The sequence below is a fragment of the Microbacterium aerolatum genome, assembly GCF_007988825.1.
Taxonomy (GTDB): Bacteria; Actinomycetota; Actinomycetes; order Actinomycetales; family Microbacteriaceae; genus Microbacterium; species Microbacterium aerolatum.
The window spans coordinates 165,593-187,301 of record NZ_BJUW01000006.1 but is presented as its reverse complement, the minus strand read 5'-3'; the positions used below and the strand labels follow the sequence as shown (position 1 = coordinate 187,301).

Genomic DNA, 21,709 nt, shown 5'->3' with positions numbered 1-21,709 from the left:
GCGAACGCCGCAACGCGCTGCCCGGCTGGCTGCACTTCTACAATCATCACAGGCACCACTCCGCGATCGGAGCCTCGCCTGTCAGCAGACTCAACAACCTGCCTGGACATCACACCTAGACGCCGTGCAAGCGACCATTTGCGACCCCTGCGCTGAGACCCGACTCCGAGAGGGGTCACAAGTTGTCGCTAAGACCTCGCGCAGGCGACCATTTGCGACCCCTGCCGAAAGACCGGACCTCAGAAGAGGCAACGAGCTCAAGAGGGGTCGCAAGTTGTCGCCAGAACGCCGCGCAGGCGACCGTTTGCGACCCCTGCCGCGAGACCCAACTCCGGGAGGGGGCGCAAGTCGTCGCTAAGACCTCGCGCAGGCGACCACTTGCGACCCCTGCCGCGACAAACTCAGACTGCGCCGCCGATGGCCGCGCCACCTGCTACGCGATGACCGCGGCGGGCCTTCCCGCGCGACGCGCGCCCTCGCCGAGGGTCTCGAGCTTGGCCCAGGCGATGTCCGGGTGCACGCGGCCGCCGAGTCCGCAGTCGGTCGAGGCGATCACGCGGTCGGCGCCGACGATGTCCGTGTAGCGCTGAATCCGCTGCGCGACCAGGTCGGGGTGCTCGATCAGGTTCGTGGAGTGGCCGACGACTCCGGGCACCAGCACGAGGTCGTCGGGGATGAGGCCGTCGGCCGCGGCATCCGCCCACTGCGCCCACTCGTGCTCGTGACGGGCGTTCGCCGCCTCGAACGAGATCGATCCGACCTTCGCCTGCAGCACGACCGGAAGGATGTGGCGCACGTCGATGTCGGTGGAGTGCGGCCCGTGCCACGAACCCCAACAGAGGTGCAGGCGCACCTGCTCCTTCGGCAGCCCCTCGATCGCCCGGTTGATCGCCTCGATGCGGATGCTGGTGAACTGCTGGTACTCGGCGACGGTCGGCTCGGGCGTGATCTGGTCCCAGTTCTCGGCCAGCGACGGGTCGTCGAGCTGCAGGATCAGCCCGGCATCGGTGATCGCGCGGTACTCCTCGCGCAGCACGTCGGCCCATGCCTCGATGTGCGCCTCGTCGCTCGGGTAGTACTCGTTGCGCACGCGTGCAGCCGAACCCGGCGCGATCGCCGTGAGGAAGCCGGTCTCGCCCTCGCGCAGCGCACCTCGGAGGTGCGCGATGTCGGCGGCGACGGCATCCTGACCGCGGTACGAGAGCGCACCGGTCGTGGTCGGGAACGCAGTCGCGTTGCGGCCGGTGCCGATACCGGCCTCAGGGTCGGCGTAGGCGTCGGCGAACGCCTGCCGGTCGCGGCGATCGAGGAAGCTCGTCAGCACCACGTTCCCCGGCGAGGACTGCCGCGCCGGCTCGTTGAACGCGTTGACCTCGGTCAGCGACAGGCCGTTCACGCGCTGGAACGAGTATCCCCACCACGCGCCGTAGTCCACCGAGCTCGACGACGCCTTGCCGAACTCGCCGTCGCCGGGCTGCGTGATGCCCGCTCGACGCTGGCGCTCGACCACATCGGCCACGGCCTCTCCGACCAGCGACTCGAACTCGGGCGTCGACTCGAGCGTGAAGCCGTCTTCGGCGAACGTGCGCGACGCATTGGCGTCGAGTAGCGCGCTGGTTCGCGGGAGGCTACCGGCGGTCGTGGTCTGGATCTCGGACACGGGGAACTCCTTCACTGCGGGAGCTCCCAATCTACGAACACACCGGCAGCCGCACACATCTCGTGTCGCTCCGTGACGTCGGGCGGTGGGGTCGGGTGGACTGATGCCGTAGCCGGAGGTGGCGCTTGTTGTCGCTCAACCGGCGCCGAAGCGGCACGAAGCGACACCTCCCCGACAGGGTCGCACCGCCACCCACCCGGAGGTGTCGCCAGTTGTCGCTCAACCAGCGCTGCAGCGGCACGAAGCGACACCTCCCCGACAGGGCCACCGGAGGCAGCGCGCCGCCGCCGCCCGCAGGTGTCGCCAGTTGTCGCTCAGACCGTGTTGCAGCGGCAATTAGCGACACCTCCGGACCCGGCGTTCACTCGGCCGTAACGCCGAGCACCCAGGTCACGCCGAAGCGGTCGGTGAGCATGCCGAATCCGGCCGACCACGCTGATGCCGCAAGCGGCTCGATGATCGCGGCTCCCTCCGCGAGGCGCTCCCAGTACGTGGCGACCGCCTCGATCGAGCCGCTGTCGAGCGACTGGAAGAAGGTCCGGTCGGTGATCGTGACGCCGTTCTCTCGTCGCGTCGAACCCGCCGTCGCGGCGGCGTCCGCGTCGTCCTGACCCGGGATGTCGTACGCCATCAGGCGGATGCCGCCGACCCCGGCGAGCTTGCCGAAGACGACCTTGTCGGCGCCGGGCACGCCCGCAGGCATCCCGAAGTCGCCGTAGGTGGCGATCGTGAGGTCGCCGCCGAACACGGACTGATAGAACTCGAGCGCCTGCCGAGCGACGCCGCGGAAGTTGAGGTGAGTGGTGGTGGTGAGGGTCATGATTCTCTCCTGATGGGGAAGGCGTCCGACGGGCCGAGCGGCCGTCGAGAACCACGATCACAGCAGTAGAGGTCATTTTCGGTCCTCTACTCGGCGCAGAATGGATGCCATGACCGGAAGCTCCTCGCGCATGCTCGCGCTGCTGTCCCTGCTGCAGACGCAGCGCGACTGGCCCGGCCATGTGCTCGCCGAGCGCCTCGAGGTGAGCCCGCGCACGGTGCGGCGCGACGTCGATCGGCTCCGCGAACTCGGATACCGCATCGGCGCGATCAAGGGCCCCGACGGCGGCTACCGCCTCGCCGCGGGCTCCGAGTTGCCGCCACTGCTGTTCGACGACGACCAGGCCGTCGCGATCGCGGTCGCCCTGCAGACGGCATCCACCACCGGCGTCGACATTGGCGAATCCGCCGAGCGCGCCCTCGCCACCGTGCGACAGGTGATGCCCTCCCGCCTGCGGCATCGGATCGACGGCATCCGCTTCACCGGCGCGCAGAACGCGAGTGCCAAGGTCGATCCCGCCGTGCTCGAAGCCGTGAGCGCGACCGCCCGCGACCGGCAGGTCCTGCGATTCGACTACGGCGCGGACCACGACCGTCCGCCCCGCCGCACCGAGCCGCACGCGGTCGTCGCTCGCGAGGGCCGCTGGTATCTGCTCGCATGGGATCTCGAGGCAGACGACTGGCGCATCTTTCGGCTCGACCGGATGTCGCCGCGCATCCCGACCGGTCCGTCGTTCACCCCGCGCGCGCTGCCGGCGGTGGATGCCGAGACCTACCTCGCCGCGCGGGCGAAGGGCTCGGATGCCGAGGACCGCTGGCCCTGCGTCGGCGAAGTGGTCATCGACCTCCCCGCCCGCGAGATCATCCCGTGGATCGGCGACGGGACGCTCGAAGAGATCGACGCGGACTCGTGCCGCATCACGGTGGGCTCCTGGTCGTGGACCGGTGTGCTGGCGTCGATCGTGCGATTCGAGGCTCCCTTCACGATCGTCGGCCCCGAGCCGCTGCGAGAAGCGGCGGAAGCACTCGCCCGACGCCTCATCTCAGCCGCCCGCTGACCTGCCCCGCCAGACTGTCCGGCCGCGAGAATTCCGCACCACGGTGAGACTTGCCGTGCGAGCACGATTCTCATGCGGCAAGGCAATTCTCAGCGAGATCTACGGCCAGCCGACGCAAGTAGACTGAGACCGCCCCGCCAGCCCTCTCGCCACTTGGAGCGCGCGTGACCACCGCCCCCGAAGCATCCGCTCGTCAGCACGTCCCCGACTCCGTCGCCAACGCCGCGGCGACGCCCGAGAAGGAGCAGCCCTACGGCGCCCTCGGGCTGAAGGATGACGAGTACGCCCGCATCCGCGAGATCCTCGGCCGCCGCCCCACCTCGGGCGAGCTGGCTATGTACTCGGTGATGTGGTCAGAGCACTGCTCCTACAAGTCCTCCAAGAACTACCTGCGCCGCTTCGGCCAGAAGGTCTCCGACGAGATGCGCGAGCGCCTCATGGTCGGCATGGGCCAGAACGCGGGCGTCATCGACGTCGGCGAGGGCTGGGCCGTCACCTTCAAGGCCGAGTCGCACAACCACCCCTCCTTCATCGAGCCGTTCCAGGGCGCCGCGACCGGCGTGGGCGGCATCGTCCGCGACATCATCTCGATGGGTGCCCGCCCCGTCGCGGTGATGGATGCGCTCCGCTTCGGCGCGATCGACCATCCCGACACGGCCCGCGTCGTACACGGCGTCACCGCCGGCATCTCCTTCTACGGCAACTGCCTGGGCCTTCCCAACATCGGCGGCGAGACGGTGTTCGACTCCGTCTACCAGGCCAACCCGCTGGTGAACGCCCTCGCGGTGGGCGTGCTCCGCCACGAGGACCTCAAGCTCGCGAACGCCACCGGCGTCGGCAACAAGGTCGTCCTCTTCGGTGCGCGCACCGGCGGCGACGGCATCGGCGGCGCCAGCATCCTGGCCTCCGACTCCTTCGACTCGACCGGCCCGACCAAGCGTCCCGCCGTCCAGGTCGGCGACCCCTTCGCCGAGAAGGTGCTCATCGAGTGCTGCCTCGAGCTGTACAAGGGCGAGCTCGTCGAGGCCATCCAGGACCTCGGCGCCGCCGGGATTTCGTGCGCGACCAGCGAGCTCGCCGCCAACGGAAACTCCGGCATGCACGTCTCCCTCGACAACGTCCTGCTGCGCGACCCGTCGCTGACTGCCGAGGAGATCCTCATGTCGGAGTCGCAGGAGCGCATGATGGCCATCGTCGCTCCCGAGAAGCTCGACGCGTTCCTCGAGGTCGTGAACAAGTGGGACGTCGAGACCAGCGTGCTCGGCGAGGTCACCGGCGACGGCCGCCTCATCATCGACTGGCAGGGCGAGCGCATCGTCGACGTCGACCCGTCGACGGTCGCGGTCGACGGGCCGGTCTACGACCGTCCGGTCGCCTATCCGACATGGATCGACGCGCTCCAGGCGGATGCTGCGGAGCTCCTGCCCCGCTCGAACGACGGCGACGTGTTGCGCGAGCAGTTCCTGTCGCTGGTCGGCTCGCCGAACCTCGCCGACACCCGCTGGATCACCAACCAGTACGACTACTACGTGCTCGGCAACACAGCCCTCGCCTTCCCCGACGACGCCGGCATGATCCGCGCCGACGAGGAGTCGGGTCTCGGCTTCGCGATCTCCACCGACGCCAACGGCCGCTATTGCCAGCTCGACCCCTACGCGGGTGCACAACTCGCGCTCGCCGAGGCGTACCGCAACGTCGCCGTCACGGGCGCTGCGCCCACCGCGATCACCGACTGCCTGAACTTCGGCAGCCCGGAGAACCCCGAGGTCATGTGGCAGTTCGGGCAGACCGTCGACGGCCTGGCCGATGGATGCTACGAGCTCGGCACCCCGGTCACCGGCGGCAACGTCTCGTTCTACAACCAGACCGGCGACACCCCGATCCACCCGACTCCGCTGGTTGGCGTGCTCGGCATCATCGACGACGTCTCGCGCCGCATCCCGTCTGGCTGGCAGGACGAGGGACAGAACATCTACCTCCTCGGCACCACCGCGACCGAGCTCTCGGGTTCGGCCTGGGCCGACGTCGTGCACGGCCACCTCGGCGGCGTCCCGCCGAAGGTCGACCTCGCGGGTGAGAAGACGCTCGCCGGTCTCATCGGCGCGGCGCGCGACGAGTGGCTGATCTCGTCGGCTCACGACGTGTCCGAGGGTGGCCTCGCCCAGGCACTCGCCGAGGGTGTCATGCGCTTCGGCGTCGGCGCCCGCGTGTGGCTGACCGAGCTCATGGAGCGCGACGGGGTGGATGCGGCATCCGCTCTGTTCTCGGAGTCGACCGGTCGCGTCATCGTGACGGTTCCGCGCGAGGAGGACGTGAAGTTCCAGGGCCTGTGCGAGGGACGCGGTTACCCGGTGCTGCGCATCGGCGTGACCGACACCGTGCCCGACCTCGAGGTGACCGGGCTGTTCACGGTCTCGGCATCCGAGCTGCGTCAGACCTCTCAGGCGACGCTGCCGGCGGCCTTCGGCCCGACCGTCGCGGAGCCGGTCGCATGAGCGACGACCTGAGCGACGACTACGGCGACCTCGGCGAGCGCCGCAACCGCCGCATCCGTTTGATCGCCTGGGTGACGATCGGGGCGCTGATCCTGGTCGGCGGCGGCTCGACCGTGCTGAGCCTGCTGTTCGGCTGAGCCGCCTGGCGCGCTCGGCGCGACACCTGTCAGTCGATCTGCACGCCCGTCGGCCGAAGCACCCCCGTTTCCGCGATATGATCATTTCATCATGTCACTAAGTGAGGCCCATCGTCCGCTCTACGAGGTGAAGGCCAACCTCTTCAAGGGGCTCGCGCACCCTTTCCGCATCCGCATTCTCGAGCTCCTCTCGGACGCCGACGAGGTGAGCGTCGCCCGACTGGGCGAGGAGACCGGGCTGGAGGCATCACACCTCTCCCAGCACCTCTCCGTGCTGCGCCGGCATCGCCTGGTGACATCCGAACGCCGCGCCAGCCACGTCTACTACCGCCTGGCCGACCGGCGCACCGCAGAGATGCTCGCGGTCGCCCGCGCACTGCTGCTCGAGATCGTCCGAACCGACGGCGAGCGCATCGAACACGCCAACGCGCTGCCCGCGCTCACACAGGGCCCGCTGTGAGCACCTCAGCTCGCGTACGCGGCCTGATGCCGTCGCTCGACGATTACCGTGATCTCCGGCGCACCTGGAAGCGCGATGTAGTGGCGGGGCTGACCGTCGGAATCGTCGCGCTTCCCCTCGCGCTCGGGTTCGGAGTCAGCTCGGGCGTGAGCGCCGAGGCCGGACTCATCACCGCGATCATCGCGGGCGTCCTGGCCGCGATCTTCGGCGGTTCGAACGTGCAGATCTCCGGCCCGACCGGGGCGATGGTCGTCGTGCTGCTGCCGATCGTCGCCGAGCACGGAGTCGGCACGGTCGCCCTCGTCAGCATCATGGCCGGCGTCATCGTGCTCGCCGCCGGTGCACTACGGCTGGGCAAGGCGGTGGGCGTGATCCCGTGGCCGGTGATCGAGGGGTTCACGCTCGGCATCGCCGCGATCATCTTCTTGCAGCAGGTGCCGTCGCTCACGGTCGGCGGGGAGGCGGATGCCGCGAGCCACAGCTCCAACGCACTCATCGCAGCTGTGCAGGCGATCTCCGAGGCCGACTGGACCTACGTCCCCTGGGCAGTGGGCGCCGCCCTCATCGTGATCGGATTCATGCTGCTCGCGCAGCGCCTGCACCCCGGCATCCCGGGCTCCCTCATCGGGATCGCGGTCGTGACGCTCCTCTGCCTGATGATCGACAGTCCGCTCGCCGTCATCGGTGCACTGCCCGCCGGCCTCCCGATGCCCGCCCTCCCGACCATCACCCTCAGCGGGACGGCCGCCCTGCTGGCCCCGGCGTTCACGATCGCCGCGTTGGCCGCCATCGAGTCGCTGCTCTCTGCGCGCGTGGCCGCCTCCCTCGGCGACACGGGTTCGTACGACCCGGACCGCGAGCTGGTCGGCCAGGGGATCGCGTCCATCGGCTCCGGCCTGTTCGGCGGGATGCCGGCGACCGGAGCGATCGCACGCACCGCCGTCAACGTGCGCTCGGGCGGTCGCACTCGCCTCGCGTCGATCGTGCACGCCGTCGTACTGCTGCTGTTCGTGCTCGTGCTGTCGGGGCCGGTCGGGATGATCCCGCTCGCGGGTCTCGCCGGCGTGCTCATGCTCACCGCCGTCCGCATGGTTCGCGCAGCGACGATGCGCTCGATCCTGAAGTCGGCGCGGTCGGATGCCGCGGCGTTCATCGTGACCGCGATCATCACCGTCTCGTTCGACCTCATCGTCGCCGTCGTCATCGGCATCGTGTTCGCCGGCGTCTTCGCGATCCGCAACCTCTCGCGCAGCACGGGCGTGCAGCGCGAGGAGATCGCCGGGCCGCCCCAGCCCGGCGATGAGCGCATCGCGGTCGTGCGGATCGACGGGCCGCTGATCTTCGCCTCGGCAGAGCGGGTGTTCGAGGAGATCACGCGGATGCAGGGTGCGACCGTCGTCGTCCTGCGCATGTCGAAGCTCGAGCACGTCGACGCGAGCGGGGCGCACGCTCTGCAGGACATCGTGCAGTCCCTCGAGCGGCGCGGCGTGACCGTGCTCATCAAGGGGGTGCAGCCGGTGCACGAGGACCTCTTCCGCACCGTCGGCGTGCTGAACTCCCTCCGCCACCACCGTCACCTCTTCACGTCCCTCGACGACGCCGTCAGCCATGCACGCAGCCATATCGCACGTGGATCCGGCCGACCGGCATCCGCTCTCGCCTGATCTTGCAGACACCGGACGGACGCCGTCAGGCCTAAGGTGTGGGCATGAGCGACAACGAGCTGCGTCCTCTTCTCGACGCCCTGCGGCGCGAGGCGAACGATCGCACCGAGGCACTGACGGCAACACTGAACCAGCTCACTCACGACCGCAGCAGCCAGAGCGACGATGACGAGCACGACCCGGAGGGCGTTCCCCTGTCGGCCGAGTGGTCGCGGCTCAGCGGGCTGCTCGAGGGCGCCCGCGAGGAACTGCGGCAGGTCGACGAGGCGCTGGCGCGCATGGATGTCGGCACCTACGGGGTCTGCGCGAACTGCGGTCGCGGCATCCCGGTCGCCCGCCTGCGCGTGCGTCCGTTCGCGGAACTGTGCGTGCCGTGTGCGGAGAAGCTCGGGCGCTGACAACCTGGGAAGCTGGGACGCTGGGCGCACGGATTGTCAAGCCTCTGGCATCCGGTTCGGCGAACCATGATTCTTGACGGACCATGGCACTTCCATCGTTCGCGGCGTCGGACACGCATGAGTCGCCGCTCATGCCGGTTGCCGAAGCGCGTCTCCTCGAATGCGAGACGCTCGAAGATGCCGAACGGTACCACCGTGTTTTCGACGCCGGCTTCGGGCCGGAAGACTGATCCACCTAACAGAAGGAGCATGCCATGAGCGATCCGCGCACCGACGACCCGACCGAGTCCGGACTCGACAAGGGCACAGGCGACCCGAACGACGACCGCGCGTTCCTCGACGACTTGCCGCCGGCGCAGGTCGAGGATGATCTGGGCGAAGGCGCCGAAGACATCGATTCCGACGAGGCGGATGCCGACGCCTGAGCCCGGCGCCCCGCTCAAGCCGAGTCGGACTTGCGGCCCCCCGCCTCGAGCACGTCGCCGGCCGGAAGCTCCTTGTGCCCGCCGAACTGCAGTCGCATCGCCGAGAGCACCTGGTTGGCGAACTGGTCCTCGTCACGGGACGCGAACCGCTCGAACAGGGATGCCGCGAGCACGGGCACCGGCACCCCGACGTCGACCGCGGCCTTGACGGTCCAGCGACCCTCGCCGGAGTCCGAGACTCGGCCGGCGAGGCCGTCGAGCCTGGGGTTCTCGTGCAGCGCGGCCGCAGTGAGATCTAGCAGCCACGACGAGATCACCGATCCGCGACGCCAGAGCTCTGAGACTGCAGCCGTGTCGATCGGGAACTGGTAGAACTCCGGCTCCTCCAGCGGGGCGATCTCGGCGGAGTGCTCTGCCTCGCGCACTCCGGCATCCGCGTTGTGCAACAGGTTGAGGCCCTCGGCGAGCGCGGCCATGATGCCGTACTCGATGCCGTTGTGCACCATCTTGACGAAGTGTCCTGCGCCCGACGGTCCGCAGTGCAGGAAACCCTGCTCCTCGGGAGTGAGGTCGCCGCTGCGACCCGGCGTGCGCTCCACCTCGCCGACACCGGGCGCAACCGTGCGGAGGATCGGCTCGATGTGCGCGAACGCGGAATCCGACCCGCCGACCATGAGGCAGTAGCCCCGTTCGAGTCCGAACACCCCGCCGCTGGTGCCGATGTCGACGTACTCGATGCCCTTCTCTCGCAACGCCTTCGCGCGACGGACGTCGTCGCGGTAGTTCGAGTTGCCACCGTCGATGAGGATGTCGCCGGACTCGAGCACCGCCGCCGCCTCCTCGGCGACGGCGCCGGTGAGAGAAGCAGGAACCATCATCCAGACCACACGGGTCGGTTCGAGCTTCGCCGCGAGGTCGGCCATGCTGTCGGCACCAGTGGCGCCCTCCGCAACGAGAGCGGCGACGGCATCCTGATTCACGTCGTAGACGACGCATTCGTGCCCGTCGCGCATCAATCGCCGGACGATGTTCGCGCCCATCCTGCCGAGTCCGATCATGGCCAGTTGCATGTCTGCTCCTCTCCGTTCGGGCTCGCGGTGAGCCGAGTCGTGGGTCATCCTGGCACGGCATCCGGACCTTCACCACCCGGTTGCCAAGAACTGGAGCGGCGCGGCACGGGGCCGCATTAGGCTGAACGCATCATGGATGAGTTCCTCCAGGGCTTCTGGACCTTCGCGGGAAACTACTGGTGGCTGGTCTTCCCGATCATGGGGATGGCTGGTGGTGCTGCCAAGGCGTGGGAGCGGGGCGCGAAGCGCCGCCACGAGCGGCGGCTCGAGACCCTGCGGGTGAAGGGCGAGATCAAGGCCGCGCAGTACGCCGCGCGGGGCAAGCTGCTGCCCGCGACGGCCAAGGATGTCGCATCCGACTCGCAGCTCTCCTCGAAGGAGCTGCTCGAGCGCCTGTTCGCCGAGCACGACGAGATCACCGCCCGCTGGCTCGATTACGAGCTCGACGTCGCCAAGCTCATCGCCTTCCCCGCCATGAGCGACGGTCGGCAGCCGTTGACTGCCGCCTTCCTGCGGGCGAAGAAGACGGCGGACAATCTTCGGCCGTCCGCCGCGACCGCGAAGGTGAGCGAACAGCAGGTCAGCGAGTATCTGGATGCCGTCGGCAACGCCGCCGTCGCGTTCGAGATCGCCGAGAAGGAGGCCCGTCGCCTGCGCAACTCCACGTTCAGCGAGGCCGAGCGCAAGAAGCTCGATCGGGCGCAGAAGCTGCTCGAGGTCGCCGTCGACGAGTCGGCAACTCAGGCCGAGCGCAACATCGCGTACAAGCGCGTGCGCGAGGAGCTCGACGGGCTCATCGTCCTCAGCGACCAGGCCGTCGAGGTGCTCGAGAAGCAGGTCGCGCGGGAGATCACCGCCTCGGTCACACCGCCCGAGCCAGCGCCCGCGCCTGCGCCAGAACCGGAGCGCATGCCGCAGAAGCGACAGGACTGAGGCCGCCGCGGGTGCTGCGGGGGATGCCTGCACGACCCGGGAACGGATGCACGACCGTGGAGCCCGTTCGGTCGTGCAAATGTGCCCGGGTCGTGCAGGTGTACCGGCGCCACCGCCGCGCCGCGCGGACCGCACGGGCCGCAAGCCCCGGCTGGACCTACCGCAGCCCGACCGGGCCCATGACGGCGCGCCGGTCCTCCCGCACCCAGACCGCGCCGCTCTCGCGCTTCTCCTCGCGCGTCGTGAAACGGTAGCGGTACGACGCCGCTCGCACCCACAGCGGGCGCTCACCGTCGAACGGGTCGTGGCGCAGCATCTGCAGGGTGGGCTCGTCGGCCTCCAGCAGCCGCACCAGGAACGCCGTGAACCAGTCCTCCAGCGAACGGCCCAGCGGCAGGAACCACATCAGCCAGTCCAGCCGCAGATGGTACGGGGCGAACTGCCTCGGCACGCGGCGCACGTCCCCCGGCTTGCCCTTGAATTCGTACTCGCGCCAGTCCGCGGCATCCGGATCGGCCACCGTGGTGCCCTCCACGACGATCTCGATCCGCTCCTTCGTGACGGTGCCGAACGCGCCGTACGCGTTCGCGAGCTGCCACCGGTTGAAGCTCGCATTCATGAGCTGCCGCTTCGCGAACAGGTTCCGCAGCGCCGGCCAGCTGAGGACGATGTAGAGGATGCCGACGAGCGACGTGATCGCCACCCAGTAGACCGGGATGCTCGGCGACGCCGCGGCGCCGAACGGCAGCCCGATGGCGGAGAACGCGATCACGATCGTCGCCCAGTTCAGCCACGCGAAGTTGCCGGTGAGGACCAGCCACGCCTGGGTGAGGATGACGATCGCTCCGGCGACCGCGCCGACGATCGCGGCGATCTCGGCCGCTGAGCCTGTCGAAGCGTCCGGCACGAACAGCCCGAGGATCGGGGCGAACAGGAAGAACGGCACGACCAGCTGCGCGAAGTGATTGCCGAGCACCTCGCCCTTGTGGAACCACCGTGGCAGCAGGTGCGCCTGGCGGCTGAGCGGCCCCGGCATCGGCTGGGTCTCGTGGTGATAGGTCAGTGCGGTGAGGTCGCGCCACTCCCGCCCGCCGCGGATCTTGATCATGCCGGCGCCGAACTCCAGCCGGAACACCAGCCACCAGAACAGCACGATCACGAAGGTCGGCGGAGGTTCGTTGCGGGATCCGAGGAACGCCGCGAGGAAGCCCGCCTCCAGCAGCAGCATCTCCCAACCGAAGCCGTAGAACGTCTGGCCGATGCTCGAGATCGACATGTACCCGACCCACAGCAGCAGGAAACAGATCATCGGCACCCAGGGCGGGGCGAGCTGCGGGATGCCGGCGATCAGAGTCGCCGCGACGAGGATGCCCGCCCAGCACAGGGCGACCAGCCGCCGGTCGGTGTAGCGGATCCGCGTGAACAGGGTGGGGCGCAGCATCCGCTTGCGCGCCTTCGAGGTCGATGCCCATTCCAGAAGCTCCGGAGCGGGCAGGAGCCCACGCTCACCCAACAGCGGACGGAACTGGTTCAGCGTCGAGACGAACGCGACCAGGTACAGCGCTGCGATGCCGCGCTGGAGCATCTCCCGCGCGAACCCGAAGTCGACAGCCGCGAAACCGTCCATACGGCGACGCTACGCGGCATCCGCTCGCCCTCGCAGGGGTCTTGACACGCGGCGCGCCCGCATGACTCCGGAGTTTCGGTCGCGATCGGCAGCGGCTCGGGCGAGAGCACCCGGATCTGGGACGTTTCTCCTGAGTTGTGCGGGACAGCAAGTGCTCGCAGGTGGATGCAGAAGAAGGGGGCGCCGCAGCAGAAGCTGCGACGCCCCCTTCGTCAGAAGAGTGGATTTACTCGACGACCCAGTCGAACTGGTCGCCGTGCTCCTCGAGCCACTTGTCGATGGCCTCTGCCTCCTGGCCCTCGCCGAACTCGTTGACGACGAGGTCCTCGAGTGCGCCGTACTGGTCGTCGTCGAGCTTGATCTGCTCGACGAGCTCAGCGGCCTCGGGGAACTCCTCGGCGAAGCCCTTGTGCGCCATGAAGTTCAGCGTCTCGGCCTCGCCCATCGCGCCCAGCGGGTCTTCGAGGTCCTTGACGTCGTAGGTGCTGTTGGCCCAGAACGGACGCCACAGCGTGACGACGACGTCCTCCTCGTTGTCGATGGCCTCGCCGAGCACGGTGAGCATCGCGGCGGTCGACGAGGTCTCGAGCGTGTACTCGCCCTCGAGGCCGTACTCCGGCATCATCGAGTTCTGCGTCACGCCGGTCAGGCCGGCACCGGGCTCGATGCCGATGATCTTGCCGTCGAAGCGGTCGCCCGCACCCTTGAGGTCTTCGATCGAGTCGATGTCCATATAGCTGGGCACCGCGATCGTGAGCTTGGCGTTCTCGTAGTAGGCGCCGAGGTCCTCGAGGTCGTCGCCGTACGTCTTCATGTACTCCGCGTGCGTGACCTCGGGCCATGCCGACGGGAACATGTCGACGTCGCCCTGCGCGAGGCCGGTGTACAGCGGGCCAGCCTCGGTGAGCGTCTGCAGCTCGACCGTGTAACCGATCTTCTCGAGCTGGTCCTGCACGAGGTAGGCCATGCTCAGGCCGTCCGACCACGACGGGATGAACCCGAGCGTGATCGTTCCCTTGCTCTCCTCGCCACCGTCGCCTCCTGCGGTGTCGTTGCCGGTCGCGCAACCTGCGAGTGCGAGGGATGCCACTGCCCCCATGGCCACGGCGGCTGTGATGTGCCGGAACTTCTTCATGGTGCTTCCTTTCGTATGTTCTGCTGCGTTACGTATGGGTTCTTAGGGATGCTCAGAGCACTGCCCGACGCTGACCGGAAGCGTTGAGCTTCTCGGCCTCGGCCGATGCATCCTTCGCGGTGTTGGTCGTCTCGTTCCGCTGTGCGGCGCGCCGGCGGGACAGCATCCCGATCAGCGACGACGGGTATTCACCCGGCGTTCCGAGCGCCGCGGTCACGCGGTCCAGGAACACGGCGATCAACACGACGCCGAGACCCGCCTCGACCCCCTTGCCGATGTTCACGGTCGAGATCGCCTCGACGACCAGCTTTCCGAGTCCGTCGGCGCCGGCCATACCGGCGATGACGGCCATCGACAGGGCGAGCATGATGACCTGGTTGACACCTGCCATGATGGTCGGCATCGCCAGGGGCAGTTGGATGCCGCGCAGGATCTGTCCGGGCGTCGCGCCGAACGCGTGTCCGGCCTCGACGGTCTCGGAGTCCACTCCGCGGATGCCGAGCTCGGTCATGCGCACACCCGGGGGCAGCGCGAAGATGACCGTGGCCACCAGGCCGGGCACGACGCCGATGCTGAAGAACACGATCGCGGGGATCAGGTACACGAACGCCGGCATCGTCTGCATGAAGTCGAGGATGGGCTTGAGCACCGTGCGCACGGTGTCGTTGCGCGCCGACCAGATGCCGAGCGGGATCGCGATGACGACCGCGACGAGCGCCGCGACGATCACGAGCGACAGCGTCTGCATCGCCGCGACCCACAGTCCCATGCTGAGGATCAGCGCGAACGACACGACCGTTCCGATCGCCATCCAGATCGACCGCACGGCCCACGCGATGAGCGCGGCGATGATGATGACGACGACGATCGGCGTGCCGGTGAGGATGTCGGTCAGGCCATTGACGAGGAACTTGACGACGAACGCGATGAAGTCCAGGAGCCCCTCGAGGTTGTCCTTGATCCAGTCGACGCCGGCGGCGACCCACTCGCCCAGGGGGATGCGGAAACCGTCCATCAGCGCACCTCTCCTTCAACGGTCGGCGCTTCGGTCGCGGCGGCCGCTGTCGCAGCATCCGCCTCCCCGAGCACCGCGTCGATCTCGGCTTGCGGAACCGGCTGGTGCGGCAGGGTGATCTCCTCAGTGGAGTTGGGGCCGGGGCCGAGTGCGGCCAGCAGCGTGACGCGCGGGATGACCCCCGTCAGGCGCCCCTCGGCGTCGACGACGGCGAGGGGCAGCGGCGACTCGACAGCGGGAACGAACAGGTTCATGAGCACTTCGTCCTCGGTGACCGTCTGCGGGACGGGCTTGAGGATCGAGCTCAGTGCGGCATCGCCCTTGCGCACCAGCTTGACGGCATCCCGGTCGGTGACCATGCCGATGAGCTTGCGATCGCGCCCGGTGACATAGGCGGCCGACATGTACGCGTCGCGCATCTGGCGCAGCGCGGTGCGCGGGCCTGCGGTCTCGGCGACGACGGGGCGCGGACGCTCCATGACGTTGGAAGCTGTGAGCACCCGCGCACGGTCGACGTCCTGCACGAACTGCTCGACGTAGTCGTTGGCGGGGTCGGTGAGGATGTCCTCCGGCGTGCCGATCTGGACGATTCGGCCGTCGCGCATGACGGCGATGCGGTCGCCGAGGAACATGGCCTCGTTGAGGTCGTGCGTGATGAAGACGATGGTCTTCTGCAGCTTCTCCTGCAGCTCGACCAGCTGCTCCTGCATCTCGCGGCGGATCAGCGGGTCGAGGGCGCTGAACGCCTCGTCCATCAGCAGGATCTCGGTGTCGGCGGCGAGAGCGCGGGCGATACCGACGCGCTGCTGCATTCCGCCGGACAGCTGGCTGGGCAGCTTGTCGCCCCAGCCGTCGAGCCCGACCATCGAGAGCACCTCTTCGGCCTTCGCGAGGCGCTCGGTCTTGCCGACGCCCTTCAGCTCGAGCGGGTAGGCGACGTTCGCTGCGACCGTGCGGTGCGGCAGCAGCGCGAAGTGCTGGAAGACCATCGACACGTTCTCACGGCGGATCTCACGCAGGCGCGCCGCCGGGATGCCGGTGATGGTGTCGCCACCGATCGTCACGGTGCCGTCGGTGATGTCGTGCAGGCCGTTCAGCATACGGATGATGGTGGACTTGCCCGATCCGGACAGGCCCATGATGACGAAGATCTCGCCCTTGTTGACGGTGAAGCTGGCGTCGATGACGGCAGCGGTTCCGGCGTCCTGCACCTCGGTACGGGATGCTCCGGACTTCAGACGCTGGACGGCTTGCTTCGGATTCCGTCCGAAAACTTTGAAAAGATGGCGCGCTTCAAGAGCGGTTTCGGTCACGTTTCCCCCGCGGCTCCCGGCTTCGGGTGTCGGTGAGCCTGCTTCGGTTGCGCCCGGGTGATGCTCACACGGCCGTTTCGACATCGCTGCGCTGGCGGCACTGACGACGGGGGTCGGCCCCGCCGCAAAGAACATCGACCATACGCCCACGCCTCTTCGCAGCACAGCTTTTCGAAAGAAGGACGCGGTCGCGGACTGGTCTCAGACCAAAGGTCTACATTTCAACCTAACAAAAGTCGCCTAGCGTGTCGAATGTCGACAATCTGCGGCGCGGAATGGATTCAGCGTCGGATGCTGCGAGTCACCGTGAACTTCGGCGTGCGGCGGAGCTGCTCGGTGGGGCCGATCCGCCGCGTCAGTTCGGACTTGTAGCCGAGGTGCGAGTTGTAGACCGTGAGCAGCTCGCCGCCGGGTCTGAGGATGCGGGCGGCCGCGTCGAAGAGCCGCGTGGCGGCGCCGGTGTGGATGCTGGAGCCGAGGTGGAACGGCGGATTCAGCAGGACCAGATCTGCGCTGTGGTCGGGGATTTCAGAGCCGGCGTCGTCGTGGGTGACGGTGATACGGTCCTGGATGCCGTTCGCGATCATGGTGGCGCGGGCGGATGCCACGGCCGCCGCCGAGCGGTCGGTGGCGATGACGTGAGCTTCGGGGTGGGCGAGCGCGTAGGCCGCGGCGAGCGCGCCCGTGCCACAACCGAGGTCGACCACCGTCGGGGTCGAGGCTCCAGTTGCGGGTCGTTGAGCGGAGGCGCGCAGCGCCGAAGACGAAACGGGGTGAGCGACCGAAGGGAGTCGAAGCCTCTCCTCCCCCGAGAGCACCTCCAGCAGTACACGGGTGCCGATGTCGAGCCTGGCGCCGGCGAACGCGCCGCCGTGAGCGACAAGGGTCAGCGCTTCCACCCGTCCGGGCACTTCGACAGGCTCAGCGACCGGGTACGGCGGCTCGACCGGCACCTCCCGCGCCCCGCTCGCCACGATCAGCCGCGACTTCCGCTCGGCACGCTGCGGCTGCACGTTCTCGAAGCTCCGCCCGAGCACCTCGTTCTGTGCGAGCGTCATGTGCTTCACACGTCCGCCTGCGATGAGCGTGACATCCGGCGCGGCCCAGCGGGCGACGGCATCCGAGATCTCCTCGAGCTCTGCGAGCGACTTCGGCAGTTGCAGCAGCACCAGCCGCGCTCCGTCGAGCAGCGCCGGCTCGAGCTCGAGCGAGACGAAGCCTCCGAGCCCCGCCGCTGCGGCGTTGCGCGCGAGCGCGCGCCGCCCGGTCGCAAGGTCCTGGTGCACGCGGATTCCTTGCCGTCCGGCATCCGCCAGCGCCAGCGCGATCGCACCGTACTCGTCGCCGATGACCGCGATCTCTTCGCCCGTGACGCCCGCAGCGAGCGCGCGCTGCACGAGGAGCTCGTCGGTGGCATCCCAGGCCTGCAGGTTCGGCGCCTCCACATCCGGGAAGCGCCGAAGCGACGCATACGAGAAGTCCACCTCCCCAGCGTACGAGCGCTGCCCCTTGACGCCGGCTGAACAAACGTTTAGTGTGCTGTACATGCGTTCAGCATCCGACGATCTCACAGCCCGCGCCCGCATCCGAGACGCGGCCGTCGCGGCGTTCGCCTCCGGCGGGTTCGACGGTGTGAGCATGCGCACCATCGCGAGCGACGCGGGCGTGAGCCCGGCACTGATCGTGCACCACTTCGGCGACAAGGCGGCGCTTCGCACCGCCTGCGACGAGCATGTCGTCAGCGTCTTCACCGACGAGAACCATGAGCTCATCGACGCCCCGACCACCGATCGCATCCGCGCGGCACTGAACGACATCGAGCGCTATGGGCCGTACATCGACTACCTCGGCCGCATGCTCGTCGACGGCTCCCCCGCCGCGGATCGTCTGTTCGACGGCATCCTCGCGGGAACCAGGGCGACGTTGGACGAACAGCGTGACGCCGGCCTGCTCGTGCCGATGAGCGACCCCGACATGACCGCGCTGCTGATGGCGCTCATGGGACTCGGCCCGGTCGTGATGCGCGCGCAGATCGCCCGCGCGCTCGGCCAGGATCAGCTCAGCCCCGCCGGCCTCCTGCGCGCGACGCTGCCGACTATGGAGCTGCTCACACACGGCATCTACGCGACCGATGCGTTCCTCGAGGGGGCGCGTGCCGCGATGGCGGCGGACGCCGCGACCGCCGACACCGAGGAGGAGCGATGACCGACACGATCGAAGTCCGCGCGTTGCACAAGCGGTACGGCCGCAATGTCGCACTGCACGAGCTCGACCTCTACGTGCGGCCCGGGACGATCTTCGGCCTGATCGGGCCGAACGGTGCGGGCAAGACCACGACGCTGCGCACGCTGGTGGACATCATCCGCCCGTCGTCCGGAACCGTGCGCGTCCTCGGCGAAGAGCCGCGCCACGGCGGGGCGGCTCTGCGCCGGCGGATCGGCTACGTCCCGGGCGAGCTGCACCTCGAGGGCCGATCGAGCGGCCACCGCCTGCTCGCGTTCTACGCCGAGGTTTCCGGGCGCGCCGGCGAGGCGGCATCGGTCCTGCGCACCGCGCACGACCTGGCCGACCGCCTCGGCGTCGACCTCGACCGGCCGGTACGCACGCTGTCCAAGGGCAACAAGCAGAAGCTCGGACTGATCCAGGCGTTCATGCACCACCCGGAGCTGCTCATCCTCGACGAGCCGACCAGCGGACTCGACCCGCTCATGCAGCGCGAGTTCCTGCAGCTGGTCCGCGAGGCGAGGGATGCCGGCCAGACCGTGCTGCTGAGCTCGCACGTGCTCAGCGAGATCCAGCAGACCGCCGATGAGGTCGCGGTGCTCGCGAGCGGGCGCATCGTCGCCGAGGGCGACGTCGCGTCACTGCGACTCGGATCCGTGCGCCGCGTGCGCGTGCGCATCCGCGGGGCGGATGCCGCGGTCGCGCGTACCGCGTTCGAAAAGATCGCGGGGGTCGAAGGTCTGGATGTCGCCGCGACCGCTGCCCCTGCGGTGAGCGGCGACCCCGCGACGGGTGCTTCGACCACCGCCTCGGCGACCGGTGCGAGCGTCCACCTCTCCGCGACGATCGAGGGCGCGGTCGATCCGTTCGTGAAGGCGCTCGCACAGTACGAGGTGCTGGACCTGACGGTCGAAGAACCCGACCTCGAGGAGTCGGTGCTGCGGCTGTACGGCGATGCCACCGGAGCCGATACGTCGGCGCCCCCTCCTGCCGCCGACGCCCCCAGTAAACGACGTCGCCAGGTGGAGGCTTCGGCGGCAGACGGGGGCGTCGATGAGGACGCACCGCGGTCGCGCCGCTCGCGGAGCCACGGACGGGAGGGCGATCGTGCGTAGCCTCCTGCCGGTGTTCCGGCGCAGCATGCGCGAATCGTGGCGCAGCCTTCTCGGCTGGACACTCGGCATCGCCGCCGTCCTGTTCCTCTACCTGCCGCTGTATCCGAGCCTCGGCGCGAGTGCCGAACTGCAGAGCCTGATCGATTCGCTGCCGCAGGAGCTCATCGACACCCTCGGGTACGACCAGATCGCCAGCGGAGCCGGCTACACCGAGGCCACGTTCTACGGCCTGCTCGGATTCCTGCTGCTGACGATCGCAGCCGTGATCTGGGGTTCGTCGCTCGCCTCGGCCGAGGAGAGCGGGCGCGCCGAACTCGATCTCGCCCACGGCATCGGTCGCAGCCAGTACGCCCTGGAGACGGCACTGTCGGTGCTCGTGCGCCTGCTGTGGCTCGGCGTGTTCGCGGGCCTGGTGGTGTGGGCCATGAACGGGCCGGCCGAGCTCGAGCTGGAGCCCGCGCGGATCGTCGGCGCGAGCGTCTCGCTCGTCGGGCTGGCGTTCCTCGCGGCGGGCGCTGCGCTGCTCGCGGGTGCCGCGACCGGCCGCCGCATCTGGGCCACCGGCGTCGGTGCCGGCATCTCGGTGCTCGGGTACATCCTGCAGGCGCTGGCCAAGCAGTCCGGCGACCTCGAGTGGCTGAACGCGCTGTCGCCGTACGCCTGGGTGTACCGGCAGTCGCCGTTGGCGGAGGGCGTCGACCTCGGGGGCCTCGCCCTCACCTGGGCGGTCGCGGTGGTGCTGGCCGCGGCATCCGCACTGGCGCTGCGCGCCCGCGACCTTCGCGGCTGACGCCCGGCGGCGCGCGGCTCGCGACCCGCGACGCTCACTCCGCGCGGAAGCCGACCGACTTGTGCGTCCCGTCGCAGTACGGCTTGATCGTCGAGACTCCGCAGCGGCAGAGGGCGACGGTACGGCGCGTGCGCGGGACTGCCCTGCCCTCATCGTCCAGGATCTCGATGTCGCCGCGAACCAGGAGCGGACCGTTGGGGCAGGGGGTGATGCTGACCGGCGCGTCCGTCATGCTGCCACCGTTCGGTCGATCGAGCGCGCCGCTTCGGAGTCGCGCAGCGACGACTGACCGGCGTTCCAACGCTCGAGGATGAGGTCGCCGGCCCACCCCTCCACGGCGAGGCAGGCCGCGGCGCCGAACACGATGTCGCCCACGAGCTCCGGCTCATCCTCGGCCAGCGATCCGGCGAGATCGCGTCCGGCGATCTGCTCGTGCACGGCATCGGCTTCGACGTGCTCGTCGTAGTACGCGGCGACGTCGTCGCCGAAGCCGACGCGGCGGAGCCCCTCCGCGACGAAGCGGCACGGGATGGACGAGGTCATCTCGAACGCGGCGAGATGACCGACGGCGGCACCGCGAAGGCGCCGGTTCATGCCGAACATCGTCATGAGGTTGAACGCCGCCAGCGTGACCGCGGGAACCGCGTCGACGTAGCGGCCGTAGGTGTCGTCGAGTCCGGCACCGCGGAGGCTGCTCGCGTACATCACCTGATGCATCCGCTGGTGGCTTCCGCCGCCGTACTCGTCGGCCTGGATCTCGAGCAGCGCCGCCTTCGCCCGCCCAGTCAGCCGCGGGATGGCCCAGGAGTGCGCGTCCGCCTCGCGCAGCGTGTAGATGCTGTGCTGCGCCAGATACTCGCGCGCCTGAGCGGCATCAGCATGTCGCGCGATGTAGCGCGAGAGGCTCGGACCAGGGGTCGGCTTGGTCATCTCGAACAGAGCCTCGGCAACCTCGCCCGCGCGCGGCGCGGGTTCCACGAGTGGTCCGACCTGCCGCCGAACCGCCGCCTCGAAAGCACGCTCGAGGATCAGGCGGGCCTCGATCAGTCGCGTGTCCCATTCCCAGTCGGCTCCGTGCTGCGCGAGGGAGCCGTAGCAGAGCGCGTACAGCAGGAACAGCGACAGCTGAACGTCGTCGTCGCGTGCGGCATCCTCCACTTCCTCGGCCGCCGCGGCGAGCGCGGCGAGGTCGTCGGCGCGATTCGCGTCGCCGGTCAGGATGCCGAGGATCGCATCGCTGAGCGCACCTCGGGATTCGATTGAAACGGCCCCCAGTTCGTATGCCGAGGTCGCCGTCGCGGGCATCACGTCCGTCACTGTCTCCTGCTCCTTCTGCTGTGGGCGCGCAGGCGGCGCCATCGTCGGGGACGTT

At 69.0% G+C, this 21,709-nt stretch carries 21 protein-coding genes and 1 pseudogene; 12 read left to right on the top strand and 10 right to left on the bottom strand.

What is annotated here, in order from left to right:
* A pseudogene (locus MAE01_RS08660) lies at positions 1-119 on the top strand (IS481 family transposase); the annotation flags it as partial.
* A gap of 314 nt (positions 120-433) precedes the next feature.
* Here MAE01_RS08660 and MAE01_RS08655 read toward each other — a convergent pair.
* Entirely contained in the window at positions 434-1,660 is a 1,227-nt protein-coding gene (locus MAE01_RS08655; RefSeq protein WP_147039151.1) for a cobalamin-independent methionine synthase II family protein, read from the bottom strand.
* Positions 1,661-2,021: 361 nt separating this feature from the next.
* Complete coding sequence (locus tag MAE01_RS08650; protein ID WP_147039150.1) at positions 2,022-2,480, bottom strand: VOC family protein; 459 nt, start codon at positions 2,478-2,480, stop codon at positions 2,022-2,024.
* A gap of 109 nt (positions 2,481-2,589) precedes the next feature.
* Between MAE01_RS08650 and MAE01_RS08645 the strand changes: the two genes are divergently transcribed.
* The 7 genes from MAE01_RS08645 (at position 2,590) to MAE01_RS15950 (ending at position 9,116) form a co-directional block, all read left to right on the top strand.
* Positions 2,590-3,537 (top strand): helix-turn-helix transcriptional regulator, encoded by a 948-nt coding sequence (locus tag MAE01_RS08645; RefSeq protein ID WP_147039149.1) that lies wholly within the window; start codon positions 2,590-2,592, stop codon positions 3,535-3,537.
* A 164-nt stretch (positions 3,538-3,701) separates the two neighbouring features.
* Complete coding sequence (gene purL, locus MAE01_RS08640; RefSeq protein ID WP_147039148.1) at positions 3,702-6,032, top strand: phosphoribosylformylglycinamidine synthase subunit PurL; 2,331 nt, start codon at positions 3,702-3,704, stop codon at positions 6,030-6,032.
* Positions 6,029-6,169 (top strand): hypothetical protein, encoded by a 141-nt coding sequence (locus tag MAE01_RS15955; protein WP_186806181.1) that lies wholly within the window; start codon positions 6,029-6,031, stop codon positions 6,167-6,169. The genes purL and MAE01_RS15955 overlap by 4 nt, the downstream gene beginning before the upstream one ends.
* Positions 6,170-6,260: 91 nt before the next feature.
* A complete protein-coding gene (locus MAE01_RS08635; protein WP_144794111.1) occupies positions 6,261-6,629 on the top strand; it encodes an ArsR/SmtB family transcription factor in 369 nt (122 codons plus the stop codon).
* Positions 6,630-6,655: 26 nt separating this feature from the next.
* Positions 6,656-8,293: a SulP family inorganic anion transporter gene (locus tag MAE01_RS08630; protein WP_147039165.1), complete on the top strand. Its 1,638-nt coding sequence runs from the start codon at positions 6,656-6,658 to the stop codon at positions 8,291-8,293.
* A gap of 44 nt (positions 8,294-8,337) precedes the next feature.
* A complete protein-coding gene (locus MAE01_RS08625; RefSeq protein ID WP_147039147.1) occupies positions 8,338-8,691 on the top strand; it encodes a TraR/DksA family transcriptional regulator in 354 nt (117 codons plus the stop codon).
* Between the two features lie 254 nt (positions 8,692-8,945).
* Positions 8,946-9,116 (top strand): hypothetical protein, encoded by a 171-nt coding sequence (locus MAE01_RS15950; RefSeq protein WP_184282437.1) that lies wholly within the window; start codon positions 8,946-8,948, stop codon positions 9,114-9,116.
* 14 nt (positions 9,117-9,130) lie between these two features.
* Here the strand turns inward: MAE01_RS15950 and gnd are convergent, their stop codons facing one another.
* On the bottom strand, positions 9,131-10,186 hold the full coding sequence (gene gnd, locus MAE01_RS08620) for a phosphogluconate dehydrogenase (NAD(+)-dependent, decarboxylating) (RefSeq protein ID WP_147039146.1): 1,056 nt from the start codon (positions 10,184-10,186) through the stop codon (positions 9,131-9,133).
* Between the two features lie 132 nt (positions 10,187-10,318).
* Here gnd and MAE01_RS08615 point away from each other — a divergent pair, with 132 nt between their 5' ends.
* A complete protein-coding gene (locus MAE01_RS08615; protein ID WP_229718261.1) occupies positions 10,319-11,119 on the top strand; it encodes a hypothetical protein in 801 nt (266 codons plus the stop codon).
* 157 nt (positions 11,120-11,276) lie between these two features.
* On the opposite strand, the gene MAE01_RS08610 is transcribed toward MAE01_RS08615, so the two are convergent.
* From MAE01_RS08610 to MAE01_RS08590, 5 genes are all read right to left on the bottom strand, one after another.
* Positions 11,277-12,746: a lipase maturation factor family protein gene (locus MAE01_RS08610; protein ID WP_147039145.1), complete on the bottom strand. Its 1,470-nt coding sequence runs from the start codon at positions 12,744-12,746 to the stop codon at positions 11,277-11,279.
* 226 nt (positions 12,747-12,972) lie between these two features.
* Positions 12,973-13,881 (bottom strand): glycine betaine ABC transporter substrate-binding protein, encoded by a 909-nt coding sequence (locus MAE01_RS08605; RefSeq protein WP_147039144.1) that lies wholly within the window; start codon positions 13,879-13,881, stop codon positions 12,973-12,975.
* A 52-nt stretch (positions 13,882-13,933) separates the two neighbouring features.
* Positions 13,934-14,896: an ABC transporter permease gene (locus MAE01_RS08600; RefSeq protein ID WP_147039143.1), complete on the bottom strand. Its 963-nt coding sequence runs from the start codon at positions 14,894-14,896 to the stop codon at positions 13,934-13,936.
* Entirely contained in the window at positions 14,896-16,209 is a 1,314-nt protein-coding gene (locus MAE01_RS08595) for a quaternary amine ABC transporter ATP-binding protein (protein WP_147039142.1), read from the bottom strand. Before MAE01_RS08595 ends, MAE01_RS08600 begins: the two co-directional genes overlap by 1 nt.
* A 281-nt stretch (positions 16,210-16,490) precedes the next feature.
* Entirely contained in the window at positions 16,491-17,693 is a 1,203-nt protein-coding gene (locus MAE01_RS08590) for a class I SAM-dependent methyltransferase (RefSeq protein ID WP_229718262.1), read from the bottom strand.
* Between the two features lie 61 nt (positions 17,694-17,754).
* Here MAE01_RS08590 and MAE01_RS08585 point away from each other — a divergent pair, with 61 nt between their 5' ends.
* From MAE01_RS08585 to MAE01_RS08575, 3 genes are read left to right on the top strand one after another with little or no spacing between them, the layout of a single operon-like run.
* Positions 17,755-18,414 carry a TetR/AcrR family transcriptional regulator gene (locus tag MAE01_RS08585; protein WP_147039140.1) on the top strand — a complete coding sequence of 220 codons (660 nt, stop codon included), beginning with the start codon at positions 17,755-17,757 and terminating at the stop codon, positions 18,412-18,414.
* A complete protein-coding gene (locus MAE01_RS08580; RefSeq protein ID WP_147039139.1) occupies positions 18,411-19,547 on the top strand; it encodes an ABC transporter ATP-binding protein in 1,137 nt (378 codons plus the stop codon). The genes MAE01_RS08585 and MAE01_RS08580 overlap by 4 nt, the downstream gene beginning before the upstream one ends.
* A complete protein-coding gene (locus MAE01_RS08575; protein WP_147039138.1) occupies positions 19,540-20,337 on the top strand; it encodes an efflux permease Rv1217c-related protein in 798 nt (265 codons plus the stop codon). The genes MAE01_RS08580 and MAE01_RS08575 overlap by 8 nt, the downstream gene beginning before the upstream one ends.
* Positions 20,338-20,371: 34 nt before the next feature.
* Here MAE01_RS08575 and MAE01_RS08570 read toward each other — a convergent pair whose 3' ends face one another.
* Together MAE01_RS08570 and MAE01_RS08565 are read right to left on the bottom strand one after the other, a co-directional pair.
* A complete protein-coding gene (locus MAE01_RS08570) occupies positions 20,372-20,569 on the bottom strand; it encodes a CDGSH iron-sulfur domain-containing protein (protein WP_147039137.1) in 198 nt (65 codons plus the stop codon).
* Complete coding sequence (locus tag MAE01_RS08565) at positions 20,566-21,654, bottom strand: iron-containing redox enzyme family protein (RefSeq protein ID WP_229718263.1); 1,089 nt, start codon at positions 21,652-21,654, stop codon at positions 20,566-20,568. The genes MAE01_RS08570 and MAE01_RS08565 overlap by 4 nt, the downstream gene beginning before the upstream one ends.
* Positions 21,655-21,709 lie beyond the last annotated feature (55 nt).